The 16,873-nt window shown below is 67.8% G+C and carries 16 protein-coding genes and 6 tRNA genes; 7 read left to right on the forward strand and 15 right to left on the reverse strand.

The window, feature by feature from the left end; all coding sequences use genetic code 11:
- Positions 1–28: 28 nt before the first annotated feature.
- Positions 29–631 (reverse strand): hypothetical protein, encoded by a 603-nt coding sequence (locus ACQ5DX_RS08600; RefSeq protein WP_430332231.1) that lies wholly within the window; start codon positions 629–631, stop codon positions 29–31.
- Between the two features lie 147 nt (positions 632–778).
- Between ACQ5DX_RS08600 and ACQ5DX_RS08605 the strand changes: the two genes are divergently transcribed.
- Positions 779–1,129 (forward strand): GntR family transcriptional regulator, encoded by a 351-nt coding sequence (locus ACQ5DX_RS08605; RefSeq protein ID WP_430332232.1) that lies wholly within the window; start codon positions 779–781, stop codon positions 1,127–1,129.
- Positions 1,126–2,130, forward strand: a complete 1,005-nt coding sequence (locus ACQ5DX_RS08610; RefSeq protein WP_430332233.1) for a DUF1648 domain-containing protein — start codon at positions 1,126–1,128, stop codon at positions 2,128–2,130. The genes ACQ5DX_RS08605 and ACQ5DX_RS08610 overlap by 4 nt, the downstream gene beginning before the upstream one ends.
- Here ACQ5DX_RS08610 and ACQ5DX_RS08615 read toward each other — a convergent pair.
- The 6 genes from ACQ5DX_RS08615 to ACQ5DX_RS08640 form a co-directional block, all read right to left on the reverse strand.
- Positions 2,076–2,777 carry a hypothetical protein gene (locus ACQ5DX_RS08615; protein ID WP_430332234.1) on the reverse strand — a complete coding sequence of 234 codons (702 nt, stop codon included), beginning with the start codon at positions 2,775–2,777 and terminating at the stop codon, positions 2,076–2,078. The two genes, ACQ5DX_RS08610 and ACQ5DX_RS08615, sit on opposite strands and share 55 nt — an antisense overlap.
- Positions 2,774–3,136 carry a PadR family transcriptional regulator gene (locus ACQ5DX_RS08620; RefSeq protein ID WP_430332235.1) on the reverse strand — a complete coding sequence of 121 codons (363 nt, stop codon included), beginning with the start codon at positions 3,134–3,136 and terminating at the stop codon, positions 2,774–2,776. Before ACQ5DX_RS08620 ends, ACQ5DX_RS08615 begins: the two co-directional genes overlap by 4 nt.
- Before the next feature lie 222 nt (positions 3,137–3,358).
- On the reverse strand, positions 3,359–3,796 hold the full coding sequence (msrB, locus tag ACQ5DX_RS08625; RefSeq protein ID WP_430332236.1) for a peptide-methionine (R)-S-oxide reductase MsrB: 438 nt from the start codon (positions 3,794–3,796) through the stop codon (positions 3,359–3,361).
- 34 nt (positions 3,797–3,830) lie between these two features.
- Complete coding sequence (locus ACQ5DX_RS08630; protein ID WP_430332237.1) at positions 3,831–5,081, reverse strand: glycosyltransferase family 87 protein; 1,251 nt, start codon at positions 5,079–5,081, stop codon at positions 3,831–3,833.
- Between the two features lie 51 nt (positions 5,082–5,132).
- Positions 5,133–6,677 (reverse strand): alpha/beta fold hydrolase, encoded by a 1,545-nt coding sequence (locus ACQ5DX_RS08635; RefSeq protein ID WP_430332238.1) that lies wholly within the window; start codon positions 6,675–6,677, stop codon positions 5,133–5,135.
- 22 nt (positions 6,678–6,699) lie between these two features.
- Entirely contained in the window at positions 6,700–7,494 is a 795-nt protein-coding gene (locus ACQ5DX_RS08640; RefSeq protein WP_430332239.1) for a pyrimidine reductase family protein, read from the reverse strand.
- Positions 7,495–7,516: 22 nt separating this feature from the next.
- On the opposite strand from ACQ5DX_RS08640, the gene zapE reads away from it, so the two are divergent.
- Positions 7,517–8,530 carry a cell division protein ZapE gene (gene zapE, locus ACQ5DX_RS08645; RefSeq protein WP_430332240.1) on the forward strand — a complete coding sequence of 338 codons (1,014 nt, stop codon included), beginning with the start codon at positions 7,517–7,519 and terminating at the stop codon, positions 8,528–8,530.
- A gap of 28 nt (positions 8,531–8,558) precedes the next feature.
- On the opposite strand, the gene ACQ5DX_RS08650 is transcribed toward zapE, so the two are convergent.
- Together ACQ5DX_RS08650 and ACQ5DX_RS08655 are read right to left on the reverse strand one after the other, a co-directional pair.
- Positions 8,559–9,089, reverse strand: a complete 531-nt coding sequence (locus ACQ5DX_RS08650) for an N-acetyltransferase family protein (RefSeq protein ID WP_430332241.1) — start codon at positions 9,087–9,089, stop codon at positions 8,559–8,561.
- A 62-nt stretch (positions 9,090–9,151) separates the two neighbouring features.
- The gene (locus ACQ5DX_RS08655; RefSeq protein ID WP_430332242.1) at positions 9,152–10,372 is read right to left on the reverse strand and encodes an MFS transporter; all 1,221 of its coding nucleotides are present in this window, start codon (positions 10,370–10,372) and stop codon (positions 9,152–9,154) included.
- Between the two features lie 40 nt (positions 10,373–10,412).
- Here ACQ5DX_RS08655 and ACQ5DX_RS08660 point away from each other — a divergent pair, with 40 nt between their 5' ends.
- Positions 10,413–11,813: a GH1 family beta-glucosidase gene (locus ACQ5DX_RS08660; protein WP_430335591.1), complete on the forward strand. Its 1,401-nt coding sequence runs from the start codon at positions 10,413–10,415 to the stop codon at positions 11,811–11,813.
- Positions 11,814–11,986: 173 nt separating this feature from the next.
- Here the strand turns inward: ACQ5DX_RS08660 and ACQ5DX_RS08665 are convergent.
- The 5 genes from ACQ5DX_RS08665 to ACQ5DX_RS08685 all read right to left on the reverse strand — a co-directional run bounded on the left by ACQ5DX_RS08665 (position 11,987) and on the right by ACQ5DX_RS08685 (position 12,491).
- Positions 11,987–12,061: transfer RNA gene (locus ACQ5DX_RS08665), tRNA-Val, on the reverse strand.
- A 64-nt stretch (positions 12,062–12,125) separates the two neighbouring features.
- Positions 12,126–12,201 (reverse strand) — tRNA-Gly (locus tag ACQ5DX_RS08670).
- Positions 12,202–12,246: 45 nt separating this feature from the next.
- Positions 12,247–12,321 (reverse strand) — tRNA-Val (locus ACQ5DX_RS08675).
- Between the two features lies 1 nt (position 12,322).
- A tRNA-Cys gene (locus ACQ5DX_RS08680) sits at positions 12,323–12,393 on the reverse strand.
- Positions 12,394–12,418: 25 nt separating this feature from the next.
- Positions 12,419–12,491 (reverse strand) — tRNA-Gly (locus ACQ5DX_RS08685).
- Positions 12,492–13,056: 565 nt separating this feature from the next.
- Here ACQ5DX_RS08685 and ACQ5DX_RS08690 point away from each other — a divergent pair.
- Positions 13,057–13,128: transfer RNA gene (locus ACQ5DX_RS08690), tRNA-Val, on the forward strand.
- A 69-nt stretch (positions 13,129–13,197) separates the two neighbouring features.
- Here the strand turns inward: ACQ5DX_RS08690 and ACQ5DX_RS08695 are convergent.
- The gene (locus tag ACQ5DX_RS08695) at positions 13,198–13,935 is read right to left on the reverse strand and encodes an SIMPL domain-containing protein (protein WP_430332243.1); all 738 of its coding nucleotides are present in this window, start codon (positions 13,933–13,935) and stop codon (positions 13,198–13,200) included.
- A gap of 327 nt (positions 13,936–14,262) precedes the next feature.
- On the opposite strand from ACQ5DX_RS08695, the gene thrS reads away from it, so the two are divergent.
- Entirely contained in the window at positions 14,263–16,314 is a 2,052-nt protein-coding gene (thrS, locus tag ACQ5DX_RS08700; RefSeq protein WP_430332244.1) for a threonine--tRNA ligase, read from the forward strand.
- Positions 16,311–16,871: an HIT family protein gene (locus ACQ5DX_RS08705; RefSeq protein ID WP_430332245.1), complete on the forward strand. Its 561-nt coding sequence runs from the start codon at positions 16,311–16,313 to the stop codon at positions 16,869–16,871. The genes thrS and ACQ5DX_RS08705 overlap by 4 nt, the downstream gene beginning before the upstream one ends.
- Positions 16,872–16,873: the final 2 nt, after the last annotated feature.

Below are 16,873 nucleotides of genomic sequence, written 5' to 3' on the forward strand. Positions count from 1 at the left end.
GCCCCTTCGCGGGCGGTACCGCGCAGTGTCATCGGGCGAGGCCGTCGAAGACCTCTGCCCAGTTTCCCCCAGCGGCACTCATCGCATTCCGGGTCTCGCGGAGAACGTCCCGCGCGATCTGCTCGAGCGTGTTCCCTTCGGACGGGCTCTCTGTGCCTTTGATGGCCCTGATGCCCTCTGCCGTCGCGGTGAATTGCTCTTTCCATTGCCCGGCGGAGGACAAGAGGAATCTGAGGTGATACGGGTAGATGAAGTCGGGCGCCGGTACTCCGGTTTCCGCAATCTTCTCCAGCGAGGTGATGATCGACCGCAGTTGTTCGGACTCGAAGGAGCACGATTCCGGCTCCGCCAACTCGGACGATTCGAGTGATCCGTCTACGAGCTCTCGCCAGTACTTGCGATCGTGACGGCCGTCCCGTTGCTCCATGTGGGTCTCCGCGAAGACCGACATGAGTTCGTTGTCGCTGATGAGTGGGGAAACGACCAGATCTTCGCTGAAGTCGTAACCGAAGAAGTACCGAGTGCCGTCAACCTCGATCGATTCGATTCCTCCGATGTGGCGGTAGTCCCGAACCAGCGGTGCGGGAATGCGCGTCGCCGCTGCATCTCCACCGTCGGGGGTTGCGTTCACGCCGCATCCTTGGATACCCATCGTCGCTCCATTCATCCGCGAGTCCGACCTTGTTTGCAGTCGGTTGGAGGATCGCGGGTTTGTGGCGACAAAGCTAGCATCCGTCCCGGACTTGTTCTACTTGAACTAGAACAATATGGTGGGTGTGTGCTCATCCGCATCGATCAGTCGTCCGCCGTACCGCTGTACGAGCAGTTCGCCGCGTCCGTGCGCGGCGCGATCGCCGACGGTTCGGTCGCACCCGGCGAGCGGTTGCCCTCCGCCCGCGACCTCGCGGCGTCGCTGGACGTCAACATCCACACCGTGCTCCGCGGCTACCAGTTGCTACGCGACGAGGGGCTGATCGAGCTGCGGCGTGGTCGTGGTGCGGTGGTCGCCGCGGACGCGTCGGCCCGGAGCCGGCTGCTCGATGCGGTCCGCGGACTCGTCACCGAGGCCCGTCGGCACGGCATGAACGCCACTGATCTGCTCGACCTCGTGAAAAGGGAGATGGCATGACCGACTCGATTCCGACGCAGAGTGTTTCGTGGCTGCGAGGCCTCGCCGGCGCGTCGACCGTGCCGGTCGTCGCGGCTGCGGCGGCGATCGTCGGGCTGACGGCGTGGTCCAGTGACCTTCCCGACCCGGTCGCCGTCCACTTCGGGCCCGGTGGCGCCGCGGACGGCTTCGCCTCGCGCGCGGTGGCGCAGTGGTCGCCGCTCCTGGGTCTCGCCTTCGCGGCGCTTCTCGCAGGAATCCTGTTGCTGCTCACGCGCCGAGACGTGCGTGCGGCCCGCATGGGTGCCGCTGTCGCGTCGGGCACCGGAACCGCCGTGGCGATCCTGCCGCTGGGCGTGCTCGCCTCGCAGCGTGGGCTGGCCGACGCGTCCGAGGCCACGTTCGGTGGGTGGTGGCTCGTGCCCGCCGTCCTACTCGGAATCGTCGCAGCCATGATCGGTTCCGCCCTGGTCGGCCGCCCCGGTTCGGTTGCGGCAGGCTCCGCCCCGCCGTCGGATGCACCCCACATGGAACTCGCCCTCACGGAGTCCGTCGTGTGGACCGGGACGGCCGCGATGCCCCGATGGCTCGCTGCGGTGCTCGCGCTGGTGCCCGTCGTGATCGTCGTGGCGGTCGCCTGCGCGACCTCGGAGGCGGCGGTGCCGATGCTGCTCGGTGCGGCAGTTGTCGGCGCACTGCTGATGGGACTCGCCCTGGCGCCCGTCCACGTCGTGGTGGACGGGCGCGGCCTCGAGACGCGGTACGTGCTCACCGGCGGGCGGCGGCGGATCCCGCTCGAAGAGATCGCTCGTGCCGACGAGGTGCGGATCGGGCTGATCAACCGGTACGGCGGAATCGGCTACCGCGTCGGCCCCGACGGTGTCGGCCTGCTGGTTCGCCCGGGCGCGGCCCTGCGCATCACCCGCGGCGACGGGTCGAAGTTCACCGTGACCGTCGACGGCGCGGATCAGGCTGCGGCCGTGCTGAACTCGCTTGCGGCACGCGGGCGCGTGGCCAAGTAGCGGGCGCCGGCCGACGTCGCGACGAGGACGAGGCAGACGACGGCGATCACCGCGACGAACGTTCTCGGTTCGGTGGTGAACCCGAGGATCCATGCCACCCCGACACCCGCCCCTGTCGCCGCAGCGGCGCCGACGGGCAGGGTGGCTGCGAGCCAGCGGGCGGTACTTCCCGAGCGCGGATCGCGGAGTTGCCGCAAGGTCACGAACGTGCCGACGACGGCGAGGAGGTAGGCGAGCAGGCCGGTCACGGCGTACAGGCCGAGTATCAGGTAGACGGACCCGAGTTCGATCCGCAGATCCTTCTCCGTGAATCCGATGTACAGCATCACTGCCAGTAGCGCGAACCCGATGGCGATCCCGATCAGGGTCACCGGCACGACGATTCCGAGGCGCTGTGCCCGTCCGGACAGCCCGCGCTCGTCAGCCCAGGCCCGCAGCGTCTGCTCGGGGTCGTCGCCGACCACCGCGCTCGCGGGCAGTCCGTCGGCCTCGGCAGCGCTGAGTTCGTCCGACAACTCGGCGAGCAGGGCGCGGCGGTCCGAGCGTCGCACGGCCGCTTTGCGCCAGATGCGGGTCGCCTGTCGCAGGACCAGCGGATCGGCCCCCGGTTCCGACGGTGCTGTTTGTTCCTGGCTGTTCTCGTTCATGAATGTTCCTCCCCTGATGTGGTTTCCGAGACCGGACCCAGTAGTGCGGTGACACTCTTGGCCACCGTGGACCATTCGGCGGTTCCCTCTGCGAGCGCCGTCCGGCCGTTCGCGGTCAGCGAGTAGTACTTCCGCGGCGGCCCCGACTCGGATCGGCGACTCTCGGACTCGACCAGTCCGGCCTTCTCGAGGCGCGCGAGCAGCGGGTAGGACGAACCCCCAGCCACCAGAAGGTCGTGCTCGGCCAACCTCTCGGTGAGTTCGTAACCGTAGACAGGCTGTTCGCGAAGGAGGGCGAGCAGGCAGAGGTCCAGCACTCCCCGCAATACCAGGCTGCGCCGTTCGACCGAAGGACTCATGCACGGCAAGGTAGCAGTACCCTGGTGAGCAAGGTAGCGATTTCTCCGAATACGGGAATCCGCGCCGATACGGCGCGGACGGCCTGGCACTGGTCGGTGAGCAACAGGGGTATCCCGTCGGCGACGGCCTGTTCGCCACGAGGATTCCACGTGCCGGCGGTGGTGCTCACCGAGCCGGGATGGCCGGACGGCCCGTAGCGGACCGTCCGGCCATCGGCGGCGCTAGGCGCCGTCGGCCGGCTGGAGCCTGAGCGAGATGCTGTTGATGCAGTACCGCTGATCGGTCGGGGTGGGGTAGCCCTCGCCCTCGAAGACGTGGCCGAGGTGGCTGTGGCAGTTGCTGCACAGGACCTCGACGCGGCGCATCCCGAGCGAGTCGTCGGCGCGCAGGATCACCGCGTCCGAGTCGGCCGGGTCGAAGAACGACGGCCACCCGCAGTGGGAATCGAACTTCTCGGTGCTGCGGAACAACTCGGCGCCGCACGCCCGGCACGTGTACACGCCCTCGGTCTTGGTGTTCGTGTACTCGCCGACGTGCGGCGGCTCCGTCCCGGCCTGCCGCAGCACGTGGTATTCCTCGGGCGTCAGGTGCGCCCGCCACTCACCGTCGTTTCGACGGAACTTCGGTTCGGGGAGACCGGGATCGTGTGTGGAACTCATGCCACCACGCTAATACGGCGCGGCCGGGGGCGTGTCACACCTTGGCGGGTGCGGGAGCCGGCGCGGCCCGGTCGACAACGAGGAAGCCCGGGTCGATGCCGCGATCCAGGCGGCCCTCCCGCTTCGCGGTCAGGTATCGGTTGACCAGAACCGCGAAGATCACGATGAGCAACAGACTCCAGCCCATCGTGGGCTTGAGGTACTCCGCGGCGCGGCCTGCCCCCTGGAATCGGTGCGAAATCCAATCGTCGGCGCTGAGGCAACCGTAGAGCGCGAGCCACGCCGGCCAATTACGTATCACCGAGTTCCGCAGCACCACCGTCATGACGAGCGGGAACAGCATCATCGAGTAGTACATCTGGCCGAGCGACAGCAGCAGGAACGACGCCGCCATCAACACACCGGACGCGGTCGCGACGAAGAACAGTTCGTCCTGGCGGTAGTACCGGTACAGCAACCACAGCGACACCGCGACCATGGCGGCGAAGGCAATTCGCAACGCCCAGATCAGGGCGACGGGCAGACCGTAGTAGGTGCCGTTGCCGACGATCGAGCTGTTGAAGTAGTCGCGGGACTCCGACAGGTACGGGACCGTGTGGTTGATGAACTCCATCGGATCCGCCGACAGCGGCCACGCGATGGCCATCAGGACGACAGGGATGCCGATCGCGGTGACGAACACTTTCCACTGACCGCGAACCAGGGGCAGCAACAGCAGGGGCGCGAGAATGGGCTTCACCGCGAGCGTCAGTCCGATTGCGGCACCGGACCACAGGTCCTTCCGGCGCAGCAGCAGGAGCAGGAACGAGACCTCGCCCAGCAGCACCAGGCCGTTGATGTTCGAGAAGACGAGCGTGTTCGACACCGTCTCCGTCGAGAACGCCGCGAACAACAGGATCGGCGCGGCGATCGAGTTCAGCGTCAGGTTGAACATCTTCAGCAGCAGGTACAGCGCGATGATGACGGCAATCGCGTTCGCCAGGATGAACAACCAGCGCGACTTCTCGGGGTCGATCAGCGCGATCGGTGACAGCAGCAGCGTGCCACTCGGCTGGTACAGGTAGTGCGGGTCCACCGAATTGAAGTTCGCGGTGTAGACCTCACGACGATTGAGGAACGCCAACGCGGCCTGGTACACGGGGGAGAAGTCGTCGGTGACGGATCCGTTGACCGCCTTGACGACTACCCGGTGGATCACCGTCATCACGGCGAGGGGCCAGAGCGCGAAGTTGATGACCTCGGCGGTGGTGCGGCCGGTACGCGGCTCGAATCGTCGAAGGAACACTACGGCACGGTACACCGCGCGGGCGTCGGGACGGGTCGGCCACCCCGAGGGTCACGCCGGACAGGCGCCCCCGTTGGGCGGCAGTGCCGCCGATTCGAGATAGCGGACGAGTGATCGACGCGCACAGTCGGAATGCGTCGTGACCGGATGTCCGTACCCTGCCCACATCAGGTTCGACCAGGTGGTGTGCGCGCTCGTGAGGGTTCCGGTGACCGTGGCGACTCCGGCATTGCCGACCACGGGGTCGGCGGCGCCGCTGAGGACGAGCACGGGAACCGGCACGGTGCTCGGGAGCGGCGGCGGCGACATCGTCGGCCACGCGGAGCACCGCATGAGCCCGACGGCGGCGTCGGCGCCGAACACCGGATATCGCGTGGCCCACGACTGTTGGAGTTCTTTCGCGCGGCCGGGTCCCGGCCACTGCTGGCCGTCACTGCAGCGCGCCACGAATTGGCCGTCGGTGTCGACCGCGGCCTGCGTCTCGGAGACCAGGCCCTTCAGCGGCGCGACGTCGCCGCGCCCGGCCGCCGCCAGCACGTCCGACAACTCGCGGACCCGGCCCACCTGATCGCCGCGGGGCGATCCGAGGAACGACGAGACGGCGTCCAGCAGCGCGCTCGCGGACACCGTCCCGAGGTCGCCCGCCGCCGCCCGGTCACGCAACGCCACGATTGCGGCTGTCGGGTCCGGGCCCAGTGAGCAGTTCAGCGCGGCGCAGCGTCGGCTGAAGTCCGCGAGGGCGGCCTCCTGGCCCTGGACGCGCTGCTCGGCGGCGGTCGCCGCGTCCGCCGTGGTCGCGGCCGGCGAGTCCAGCACCAGTCGGCCCACGCGGGTCGGGTACTTCGCGGCGTACGCCAGCGCGACCGCGGCGCCGTTCCCGGTGCCGAGCAGGCCCAGTCCGTCCACCTGCCACAGCTTCCGGAGCTGCTCGAGGTCGTCCGCGGCGTGCGCGGTGTCGAACGCCAACTCGTGCGGCTGCAGCGAATCGGTGCACGCCACGGTCACGTCGCGGCTCAGCGCGGCCACCGCGTCGACACCGGGCTGCGCGCCGGGCGTGAACTGCGCGAGATCGTCGAGACCGAGTCGGTCGACCGTCGGGCCGCAGTCGATCGGTGTGGACGCACCGAGACCGCGTCGGTCGACCGCGATGAGGGGCTGCCGCTCGAGCAGATCCGAACTCGGGCCTGTCGCCAGCGCGGCGAGCGTGGTCGTCGACGTGACGTCGGAGCCCGACGTGACGACGAGCGGTGCCGCGTCGGGCGGGGTCTGCGCCAGACGGGCCCGCGCGGCGCCGACCTCGAGTGCGCCGGTCACACTGCCGGTGCTGTCCACCGGCGCGGTGAAGTACGCACACTCGAACGACAATCCGTCGGGGCCCGGTCCGAGCCCGAGCGCGCCGAGGGTGGCGTCCTTGCAGTCCGTCCAGCCGAGATCCCGCACAGGCGTCTGCAACTGCGGGACCGGGGCTGCCGAGTCGGACGTCGACGCGGAGCCACCGCCGTGCTCGACCACCGCGATGTCCGGTCGGTCCGACGGTCCGGCGCCGCACGCCGTGCACACGGCCAGGACGATCGCGGCGACCCCGATTCTGCGCATGCCGGACAGCCTGCCAGGTCGGTCACTCACCGCGGCGCACCCACCGCGTGAGCAGGGTCCCGTCGTCGTCGCCGAGGACATGCGCGCGGGTCATCGGTGTCGGATGCGCGCCGGGGGAGATCGCGATTCGCCCGGCCGCGCCGGCCACCAGCTGAGGCGACGTCGTCAGGCACAACTCGTCGACCACACCGTCCGCGGTCAGCGTGCCGAACAACCCCGGCCCGCCCTCGCACAGGACCCGGCGCAGACCCCGCCGTTGCAGTGCCGCGACGACCGCCTGTCCGGTGACGTCCCCGTCGGAGACGACCTCGACGCGAGCGCCCGCGGTATGGAGTCGGCCGAGGTTGTCGCTGTCGGCGCGGGCCGAGGTCAACACGAGCGGCGGCACGACGGTGTCGGTCAGCAGCCGCGACGTCGGGTCGACGCGCCCGCTCGCGGTCACCACCGCGATCGGCGGAACCTCGGAGAGCCCGGCCACGACGCGGCGCCGGGCCAGGTCGGGGTCGGTGCGGGCGCCACCGTAGTTCTCGGTGCGGGCCGTGCCGGCGCCCACGACGACGACGTCCGCGAGCTCGCGCAGCACCGCGAACACCCGCTTGTCGGCGGGTGTGCCGAGGCCCGCGCTGGCGCCCTCGACGGTCACCGCGCCGTCGATGCTGGAGACGAAGTTGACCCGCACCCACGGCCGGTCGAGTCGTGCGGGATAGCCGTACAGTGAACGCAGGTCGTCGTCGCCGAGCTCAGGCGGCCGAGCGGTGCTGCCTTCGTCGCGTGTGAAGTAGGTCGCAATATCCAGACGGTGCACGTGTTCGATCACAGCACGTCGATACCCTCAGTGCATGCATGCACGTCTTGTCGATCGCAATCCGGTGGTGCCGGCCGATCAATTGGTTGCTCAAATGGTGCCCCCGGCGATGTTCGACGAGGTCAGCTTCGCGTCCTACATTCCCGACCCCAAGGAGCCCAGCCAGGCGGCTGCGGTGCGCAAGGCCGAGGAGTTCTCCCAGAAGGTGGCGAAGATCCGTGGCGGCGGGCGTCGTGGCCTGTTCGGCAAGAAGGCGCCGTCCACCGGTGCCGGTCTGTACCTCGACGGCGGCTTCGGTGTCGGCAAGACCCACCTGCTCGCGTCGATCTTCCACAGCTCGCCGTCGCCCAAGGCGTTCGGCACGTTCGTCGAGCTCACGCACGTCGTCGGCGCGCTGGGCTTCAACCGCGCGGTCGAGGAGCTGTCGAACCACAGCGTGCTCTGCATCGACGAGTTCGAGCTGGACGACCCGGGCGACACCATGCTGGTGTCCCGCCTGCTGACCGAGCTGTCGGCGCGCGGCGTGTCCATTGTCGCGACGTCGAATACGCTGCCCGGTCAGCTCGGCGAGGGCCGCTTCGCTGCCCAGGACTTCCTGCGCGAGATCAAGAAGCTCGGGTCGATCTTCGAGACGATCCGCGTCGACGGCCCCGACTACCGGCACCGCGATCTGCCGCCGGCCCCGGAGCCCACCGACGACGCCGACCTGCTCGAGCGGGCCGACGCGGTCGAGGGTGCCACGCTCGACGACTTCGACGAGCTGTGCACGCACCTGAGCACCCTGCACCCGTCGCGCTACGGCAAGCTGGTCGAGGGCATCCCGGCCGTGTTCATCAAGGGCGTCCACCCCGCGCAGGACCAGTCCGTGGCGCTGCGTCTCGTGGTCCTCGCCGACCGTCTGTACGACGCCAGCATCCCGGTGACCGTGTCAGGCGCGAAGCTCGACGAGATCTTCACCCCGGAGATGCTCGCGGGCGGCTACCGCAAGAAGTACCTGCGCGCCACGTCGCGCCTGCTCGCGCTCTCGCGCTTCGAGGTCGCGGCCTGATTCGACCCGCGTGATGCAGCGCGGCCGGTCAGAGGCTGCGCTGCATCACGAAGTCGTGGTGGGTCTGGGCGCCCACCCGGAAGGTCTTGGTGCCGACCTTCTCGAAGCCGTTCTTGACGTAGAACCGCTGCGCTCTCTCGTTCTCCTGATTGACGCCGAGCCACACGCCGGCGCAGTTCGCACTGCGCGCGTGGTCCACCGCCGCATTCATCAGCGCTGCCGAGACCCCCGAACCGTGCCGGTCGGGCAGCACGTACAGCTTGCTGATCTCCGTGGTCGGATGCAGCGAGACCGCCGACCGGACCTGTTCGTCGTCGGGGGTGCCGTCGACGAGCATCACGTAGCCCACGATCTCGCCGTTGCTGGTCGCCTTGAGGACCGTCCGCGTCGGATCCGTGAGGTACTCGCTGAACTTCTCCGCGGAGAGCACGTCGTCGATGAACGCGGCGATGTCCTCCTTCGTCGCGTGCGGCGGGCACGCGAGCGGGAAGGTCACCGCCGCGACGTCGGCGAGCGCCTCGGCATCCCACAGTCCGGCGCGGTCCACGGAAATGGTCACAGCTTCACCTCGCGTACGTCGGGTCCGTCCCGTAAGTACACCACTGTCCGGGACAGTGCCGGTCACGCACTGGTGGGTGCCGACTCCGTCTCGGTGGTACCCGACCAGGTCTTCCGCGGGGCGAAAGCGGGCGCGAGCAGGAACAACGCCACTGCGAACAACAACGGGGCGATGAATCCGATACGCAGATCGGTGGCCCATGCGATGCCGCCGATCACCGCGCCGCCGATCACCGTGCCGGCGTAGTTGAACAGGTTGATCCGCGCGATGACGGCGTCGGTCTGGTCCGGCGGTGCGAGTCGTCCGGCCGCACTGAAACACATCGGTGCGACGACCGGCGCACCGAGACCGACCACGAAGAAGCCGGCGATGGCCACCGCCGGGGTCTGCGCGAGTACCACCACCAGCAGTCCGACCACGCTGATTGCCGCGCCGACACGGACCACGGCGATCTCACCGAACCGGCGGACCCAGTAGTCGCCGGTCAACCGGGAGATCAGCGCGGTGATCTGGTAGGCGGCCATGGCGAGGGCGGCGGTGCCGGCGTCGGCCAGCAGCACCTCCTTGAGGTACAGCGCCGACCAGTTGCCGATCCCGAAGTCGATGGCATAGAACAGCACCATCGCGATGCCGAGCGCGAGGAACGGCCACAGCGGAACCGACAGCGGAGCCGCCGCGGTCTCCGCGGTCTGCTGGTGACCGGTGTGCAGCAGGCGCGGTCCGATCGCCGCACATCCGATTGCGACGACGGCCGCAGCGATCAGGACGCACACCTTGACCGACAGACCCAGACCCGAGCACGCGGATACGAACAGTGCACCGATGATCGCGCCGACACTCCAGGCGGCGTGGAACGACGACAGGATCACGCGACCGTAGGCGTGCTGGATCGATACTGCCTGCATGTTGGCCGTGGCGTCGACCATGCCGAGCCCGATCCCGTAGAACGCGAACGCGCCGAGGAAGGCCGGTGTGGACGTCGAGAGGGCGATGATGACCGCGGCCGCAGCGATCACGAACAGGCCCGTGCGGAGCGTCGTCCGACTCGATGTGGCCTTCGCGAGTTGTTCCGCGAGAACGCTTCCTACGCCGGCTACGACGGAGACGCCGACGACGGCGGCGACCACCAGGCTGTCGCTGAAGCCCAGGTCGTCCTTGAACTGCGGAAGCTGAGTGAGCAGCACGGCAAGCATGAATCCTTGCAGGCCGAAGGCGACGGCCGCCGAGACCCGCGCCCCGCTAAGGGTTTTCGTGTTTCGAATCACTGGACGAGTGTCCAACATTCTGCTCCGTTTCGTGGCATTCTCTGCTTCACTGCTCATCATGGCGGTACAGCGATCGATTCCCGAGTTCCCTGACGATTTCCTTTTCGGTGTCGCGGCTGCGGCCTACCAGATCGAGGGGGCGGTGACCGAGGACGGCAAGGGCCGATCGATCTGGGACGAATTCTGTTCGGTCCCCGGCAAGGTCGTCGGTGGGGAGACCGGCGACGTCGCGATCGACCACTACCACCGCTATCCCGAGGACGTCGCGCTGATGCGGGACCTCGGCATCGATTCCTACCGGCTCTCGGTGGCCTGGCCGCGGATCCAGCCCGACGGCAAGGGCGCCGTCAATGCCGCCGGACTCGACTTCTACGACCGGCTGATCGACGAACTGTGTTCCGCCGGCATCACTCCGGCGGTCACGCTGTTCCACTGGGACCTGCCGCAGGCGCTGCAGGACGACGGCGGCTGGCTGAACCGGGAGACCGCCCACCGTCTGGCGGAGTACGCGGCGGTCGTGGGGGAGCGGTTGGGCGACCGGGTCGGGATGTGGATGCCGCTCAACGAACCGGTCGTCCACACGCTCTACGGCCATGCGCTGGGTGTCCACGCCCCCGGACTCTCGCTCGGGTTCGGCGCGCTGCAGGCCGCCCATCACCAGTTGCTCGGGCACGGGCTGTCGGTGCAGGCGCTCCGCTCCGCGGGCTGCGGCAACATCGGCATCGCCTCGAATCACGCGCCGGTGCACGCCGCGAGTGACGCCGAGACGGATGTCGAGGCCGCGGACATCTACGACCACATCGTGAACTGGACCTTTGCGGACCCGGTTCTGCTCGGCAAGTACCCGGCGGACGAACTCGCCGCGCTGCTGACCGGCCCGGTCGACGACGACCTGCGGGTGATCGCGCAGCCGCTCGACTGGTTCGGCATCAACTACTACGAACCGACCGTCATCGCCGCGCCACGAGACGGCGAAGGGACTGCCGGGGTTCTCGAGGTCGACCTGCCGCCGGGGATGCCGTTCGCCCCGGTCCCCTTGGAGGGATACCCGACGACCGACTTCGGCTGGCCGATCGTCCCGGACGGCCTGCGTGAAATCCTCACGATCTTCCATGACCGGTTCGGTGCGGCGCTGCCGCCGGTCTACATCACCGAGAGCGGATGCTCGTTCCACGACCCGAACCCGGACGCGTCCGGACGGATCCGTGACGAGCGCCGCATCGCCTACCACGCCGACCATCTCGCCGCCGTTCGTGCCGCGATGGACGCCGGCGTGGATGTTCGCGGGTACTTCGTGTGGTCGATTCTCGACAACTTCGAATGGGCGGCCGGATACCAGGAACGGTTCGGCCTCGTCCACGTGGACTACGACACACTCGTGCGCACACCGAAGGATTCGTATCGGTGGTTCCAGGAGGCACTCGCCGCGAGAAGGCAGGCCTCGGCAGTGCAGAAGTAGGGAAATTAGACGAGCCCCAGCCGTGGATGGGGGGTCATGGCTGGGGCTCCGCACCATCGGGGGATGGTGGATAGGACGATACCTGAGGGGTCCCTCATGTTCGAATCGAACGGTGGGGTGAATTCACCCCGCAACGCAAGAAGGGCACCTCCGTGTGGAGGTGCCCTTCTTGGTGGTGCGCGATACTGGGATTGAACCAGTGACCTCTTCCGTGTCAGGGAAGCGCTCTCCCGCTGAGCTAATCGCGCGGGCCTTCAAAGCGGAAACCCCGAGAGAACCCGGGGCTTCCAGGCCGGCCACAAGGACCGACCGTGGAGCGGATGACGGGATTCGAACCCGCGACCCTCACCTTGGCAAGGTGATGCGCTACCAGCTGCGCTACATCCGCATGTTGTAACACTCAAGCTCCTTGGCAGCGTACTGCCTCGAAACTTGGTGCGCGATACTGGGATTGAACCAGTGACCTCTTCCGTGTCAGGGAAGCGCTCTCCCGCTGAGCTAATCGCGCGAGGTGGAGACGGGAATCGAACCCGTGTGCACGGCTTTGCAGGCCGTTGCCTCACCACTCGGCCACTCCACCATAAAAGGTCGAGTCCAACCTCTCGAGCGGATGACGGGATTCGAACCCGCGACCCTCACCTTGGCAAGGTGATGCGCTACCAGCTGCGCTACATCCGCATTTGCTCCGGCGGGGCGTTTCCGCTTCCCCGGTGCGGTGAGAACATTAGCGGACCATTCGAGAAAGGCACAAATCGCGAGGTCAGAGCCGAAAATCAAGATCTCCTGCGGTGCTGTTCAGGGGTGTTTCGGGGGAACTGTTCGCGATAACCGGCCCATCCGGCCGAAAACTGCCGTTTCGGAGGCGTCGGGGCCGGTGCGGAGAGGACGCGCCGACCGGGGGTGCGGGCGACGGTTCGCCCCGCACGCATCGCGTGTAGAGGTCGTGGCCGTCCACCACCGCGCCTGAAGGCTCCTACAAGGGGAGTGTTCGACCGACGTCACCCGGCGCCGGCTCCGCCCGCGTGGCCGGGACCCCATCTCCGTGACGGTCACGAAGAGGGGCATCACGGGACTCGGGGTGTCGAGAGGCGTCGGACGTAGATCGAGTGCCGCCTCCGGTCTGGCGCGCCGGCTCCTCAGGGCAGTCGTGCACCGGAAACGAATGACAACCAGCGGATTCGTGTTCGGCGCAGGTGCGTGTTAGTGTTTCGTCTCGTTCGACCGCAAGCATTCAGTGCGGTTCGGTCCCGTGGCTCAGTGGAAGAGCGTCCCGTTCACACCGGGGAGGTCGCTGGTTCGATCCCAGCCGGGACCACTCGAGAAGAGGCCCCATCCGAGAAATCGGATGGGGCCTCTTCTGTTTGCTTCCTGTGTCTGCTCCGAGTCAGCCGATGTCGTAGGTGACGGTGACGTTCACCGACAGTTCCTGGGTGCCGGCCTCGATCGGTGTCGACGCCGCCACTACCTGGTCGAATGCCATCGGTGAGCGCATGAGCGGTGCCGGCTGGTTCGCAGGCTCCTCGACGATCGACCGAACCGCCCCGAGCTTCACGCCGGCCGCATCGGCAATCTGCTTCGCCTGATCCTGGGCCTGCCGCACAGCCGCGGCGCGAGCCTGCGCACGCAGTTCACTGTCGTCGGAGATCGAGAACGTGGTCTGCTCGACGCGGATCGCGTCGCCTGCTGCCGCGGCCGCCGCGTCGATCAAGGTGCCGGCCGCAGCGACGTCGTGCAGGGTCGCGGTCACCCGATTCGTCACCTGATACCCGGTGATCCGGCCCGATCCGCCCTCGAAGGTCGGCGAGACTGACAACCCGCTGGTCTGGATGCCGTCGGCCGCCACACCTCGGCCCTTCAGGGTGTCGATCAGGGCTGCGGTCTTCTGGGCGTTCGATTCGAGTGCCGACGTCGCGTCCGGCGCCTGCGTCTGTACTCCCAGGCCGACGGTGAGGGTGTCGGGTGTTCCCGTCGCGGTGCCGGTGGCGTGGGTGTCGATTCCTGTCGTGTCGCCGGGCGCCGACCCACTGGAGGTGCCGGACGAGCACCCCGTGAGAACGAGCGCGCAGAGCGTGGTTGCCCCGATCGCCGCCGACAGTCGTTTCCCCCTGCTGGTTCTGTGCATCGGGTCACTATCGTGCAATCGGCTCGCTCGTGTGTCCGATTCATCCGAGAAGTTCGGTGCGCGCGGATCGCCGCAGACGAGCCGCCGACGCCGCATGCGGACAGCTTCCATCCGATCGGAGCACTCGGGGCCCACAGGAAGGACGTGCTCGGGACGTTCGGTCTGATCGGATCTCGGCTGGGGCTCGAGCAGGCGCGGCTGGAAAGCCCGCTGTAGCTGCGGGGCGACCGGACGTCGGGACGGCTCCACGAATGGTGACGGGGTGCCGGATAACATGGGATCGCCCCTTATCCCGGGGCATACCCTCATACCTAGGAGCGCATCGCCGTGACCACGCCCGCATCCGTTACCCCAGCCGCACGTGTCCAAGTGCCCGCCGGGACTACTGCGGGCACGGCGGTGCGGGAGGCCGGGCTGCCCGGCAAGGGCTCCGACGCCGTCGTCGTTGTCCGTGACGCCGAAGGCCAGCTCCGGGATCTGTCCTGGATTCCGGACGTCGACGTCGAGGTGGAGGCGGTGGCCGCCGACACCGAAGACGGTCGCAGCGTGATCCGGCACTCGGCCGCGCACGTCCTGGCGCAGGCCGTCCAGCAGGAGTTTCCCGAGGCCAAGCTCGGCATCGGCCCCCCGATCAAGGACGGCTTCTACTACGACTTCCAGGTGGACCGTCCGTTCACGCCGGAGGATCTCGCCAAGCTCGAGAAGCGCATGAAGAAGATCGTCAAGGACGCGCAGCGCTTCTCGCGTCGCGTCGTCGAGGATCTCGACGACGCCCGGACGGAACTGGCGAGCGAGCCGTTCAAGCTCGAGCTCATCGACGACAAGTCCGGTATCGACGACCCGGAGGTCATGGAGGTCGGCGGCGGTGAGCTGACCATCTACGACAACCTGAACCCGCGTACGGGCGAGGTGATCTGGAAGGACCTGTGCCGCGGCCCTCACATCCCCACCACCAAGTACATCCCGGCATTCAAGATCACACGCAGCTCGGCCGCGTACTGGCGTGGCGATCAGAGCCGTGAGGACCTGCAGCGCATCTACGGCACCGCGTGGGAGTCGAGCGAGGCGCTCGACAAGCACCTCGAGCTGCTCGCCGAGGCCGAGCGCCGCGACCACCGCAAGCTGGGCGCCGAACTGGATCTGTTCTCGTTCCCCGACGAGCTGGGTTCGGGCCTGCCGGTGTTCCACCCCAAGGGCGGCATCATCCGCCAGGAGATGGAGAACTACTCGCGCAAGCGGCACGTCGAGGAGGGCTACGAGTTCGTCTACTCGCCGCACATCACCAAGGGCCATCTGTACGAGGTCTCCGGTCACCTCGACTGGTACCGGGACGGCATGTTCCCGGCGATGCACATCGACGAGGAACTGAACGAGGACGGCACCGTCCGCAAGCCCGGCCAGGACTACTACCTCAAGCCGATGAACTGCCCGATGCACAACCTGGTGTTCGGGTCGCGTGGTCGTTCGTACCGGGAGCTGCCGCTGCGCCTGTTCGAGTTCGGTTCGGTGTACCGCTACGAGAAGTCCGGCGTCGTGCACGGTCTGACCCGTGTCCGCGGCATGACGCAGGACGACGCGCACATCTACTGCACCAAGGAGCAGATGCGCGACGAGCTGACCACCACGCTGCAGTTCGTGCTGGGCCTGCTCAAGGACTACGGACTCGACGACTTCTACCTCGAGCTGTCGACCAAGAACCCCGACAAGTTCGTCGGCGACGACGCGCTGTGGGAGGAGGCGACCAACACGCTCGCCGAGGTCGGTACGGCCTCCGGCCTGAACCTGGTGCCGGATCCGGGTGGAGCCGCGTTCTACGGTCCCAAGATCTCCGTGCAGGTGCAGGACGCACTCGGCCGCAGCTGGCAGATGTCGACGATTCAGCTCGACTTCAACCTGCCCGAGCGCTTCGATCTCGAGTTCACGGGCTCCGACGGCACCAAGCAGCGTCCGGTGATGATCCATCGCGCCCTGTTCGGCTCCATCGAGCGCTTCTTCGGTGTCCTCACCGAGCATTACGCGGGCGCCTTCCCGGCGTGGCTCGCGCCCGTCCAGGTCGTGGGCATCCCGGTTGCCGAGGCGCACGAGGACCACCTGTTCGACGTCGTCAAGCAGCTGAAGGCGATCGGTGTGCGTGCCGAGGTCGACGCGAGTGACGACCGGATGCAGAAGAAGATCCGCACCCACACCACGCAGAAGGTGCCGTTCATGCTGCTCGCCGGCGAGCGTGACGTCGAGGCCGGCGCGGTCAGTTTCCGCTTCCGCGACGGCACCCAGGTCAACGGTGTGCCGGTGAAGGACGCCGTGGAGGCGATCGGGTCGTGGATCGCGCGGCGTGAGAACGCTTCGCCCACGGCCGAACTGCTCGGCGGTGCCCAGTGACCGATCAGCCGAACGGCAACACCGACAACGGAACTCTCGTCGACACCGGTCCGGGCGATCCCGACCGGCTGCAGCGGCTGTGGTCGCCGCACCGCATGTCGTACATCGCGGAGGCGCCCAAGACGTCGAGCTCGAGCGAGGGTCCGTTCAGCGAGATCCCGAAGATGAGCGACGAGGAGGGGCTGATCGTCGCGCGCGGCGAGTCGGTGTACGCGGTGCTCAACCTGTACCCGTACAACCCCGGTCACCTGATGGTGGTGCCGTACCGGCGGGTCGCGGCGCTCGAGGACCTGACGCCGGAGGAGAGCGCCGAGTTGATGGCGTTCACGCAGCAGGCAATCCGCGTCATCAAGCGGGTCTCGCGGCCGGACGGCTTCAACGTCGGCCTCAACCTCGGGGCGGCGGCCGGCGGTTCACTGGCCGAGCACCTGCATCAGCACATCGTTCCGCGGTGGGGCGGTGACGCGAACTTCATCACCGTCCTCGGGGGAGCGAAGGTGATGCCGCAGCTGCTCCGCGAGACGCGTGCACTGCTCGCGGGGGCCTGGAACGAGTGATT

This window comes from Rhodococcus sp. ACT016, assembly GCF_050477185.1.
In the GTDB taxonomy this organism is placed as follows: domain Bacteria; phylum Actinomycetota; class Actinomycetes; order Mycobacteriales; family Mycobacteriaceae; genus Prescottella.

Bases quoted from the DNA above. Each gene is read 5' to 3' on its own strand.
- ACQ5DX_RS08610 (WP_430332233.1), top strand. From the start codon at position 1,126: ATGACCGACTCGATTCCGACGCAGAGTGTTTCGTGGCTGCGAGGCCTC.
- ACQ5DX_RS08615 (WP_430332234.1), bottom strand. From the start codon at position 2,777: ATGAACGAGAACAGCCAGGAACAAACAGCACCGTCGGAACCGGGGGCC.
- ACQ5DX_RS08620 (WP_430332235.1), bottom strand. From the start codon at position 3,136: ATGAGTCCTTCGGTCGAACGGCGCAGCCTGGTATTGCGGGGAGTGCTG.
- msrB (WP_430332236.1), bottom strand. From the start codon at position 3,796: ATGAGTTCCACACACGATCCCGGTCTCCCCGAACCGAAGTTCCGTCGA.
- ACQ5DX_RS08635 (WP_430332238.1), bottom strand. From the start codon at position 6,677: ATGCGCAGAATCGGGGTCGCCGCGATCGTCCTGGCCGTGTGCACGGCG.
- zapE (WP_430332240.1), top strand. From the start codon at position 7,517: ATGCATGCACGTCTTGTCGATCGCAATCCGGTGGTGCCGGCCGATCAA.
- ACQ5DX_RS08655 (WP_430332242.1), bottom strand. From the start codon at position 10,372: ATGTTGGACACTCGTCCAGTGATTCGAAACACGAAAACCCTTAGCGGG.
- ACQ5DX_RS08660 (WP_430335591.1), top strand. From the start codon at position 10,413: ATGGCGGTACAGCGATCGATTCCCGAGTTCCCTGACGATTTCCTTTTC.
- ACQ5DX_RS08695 (WP_430332243.1), bottom strand. From the start codon at position 13,935: ATGCACAGAACCAGCAGGGGGAAACGACTGTCGGCGGCGATCGGGGCA.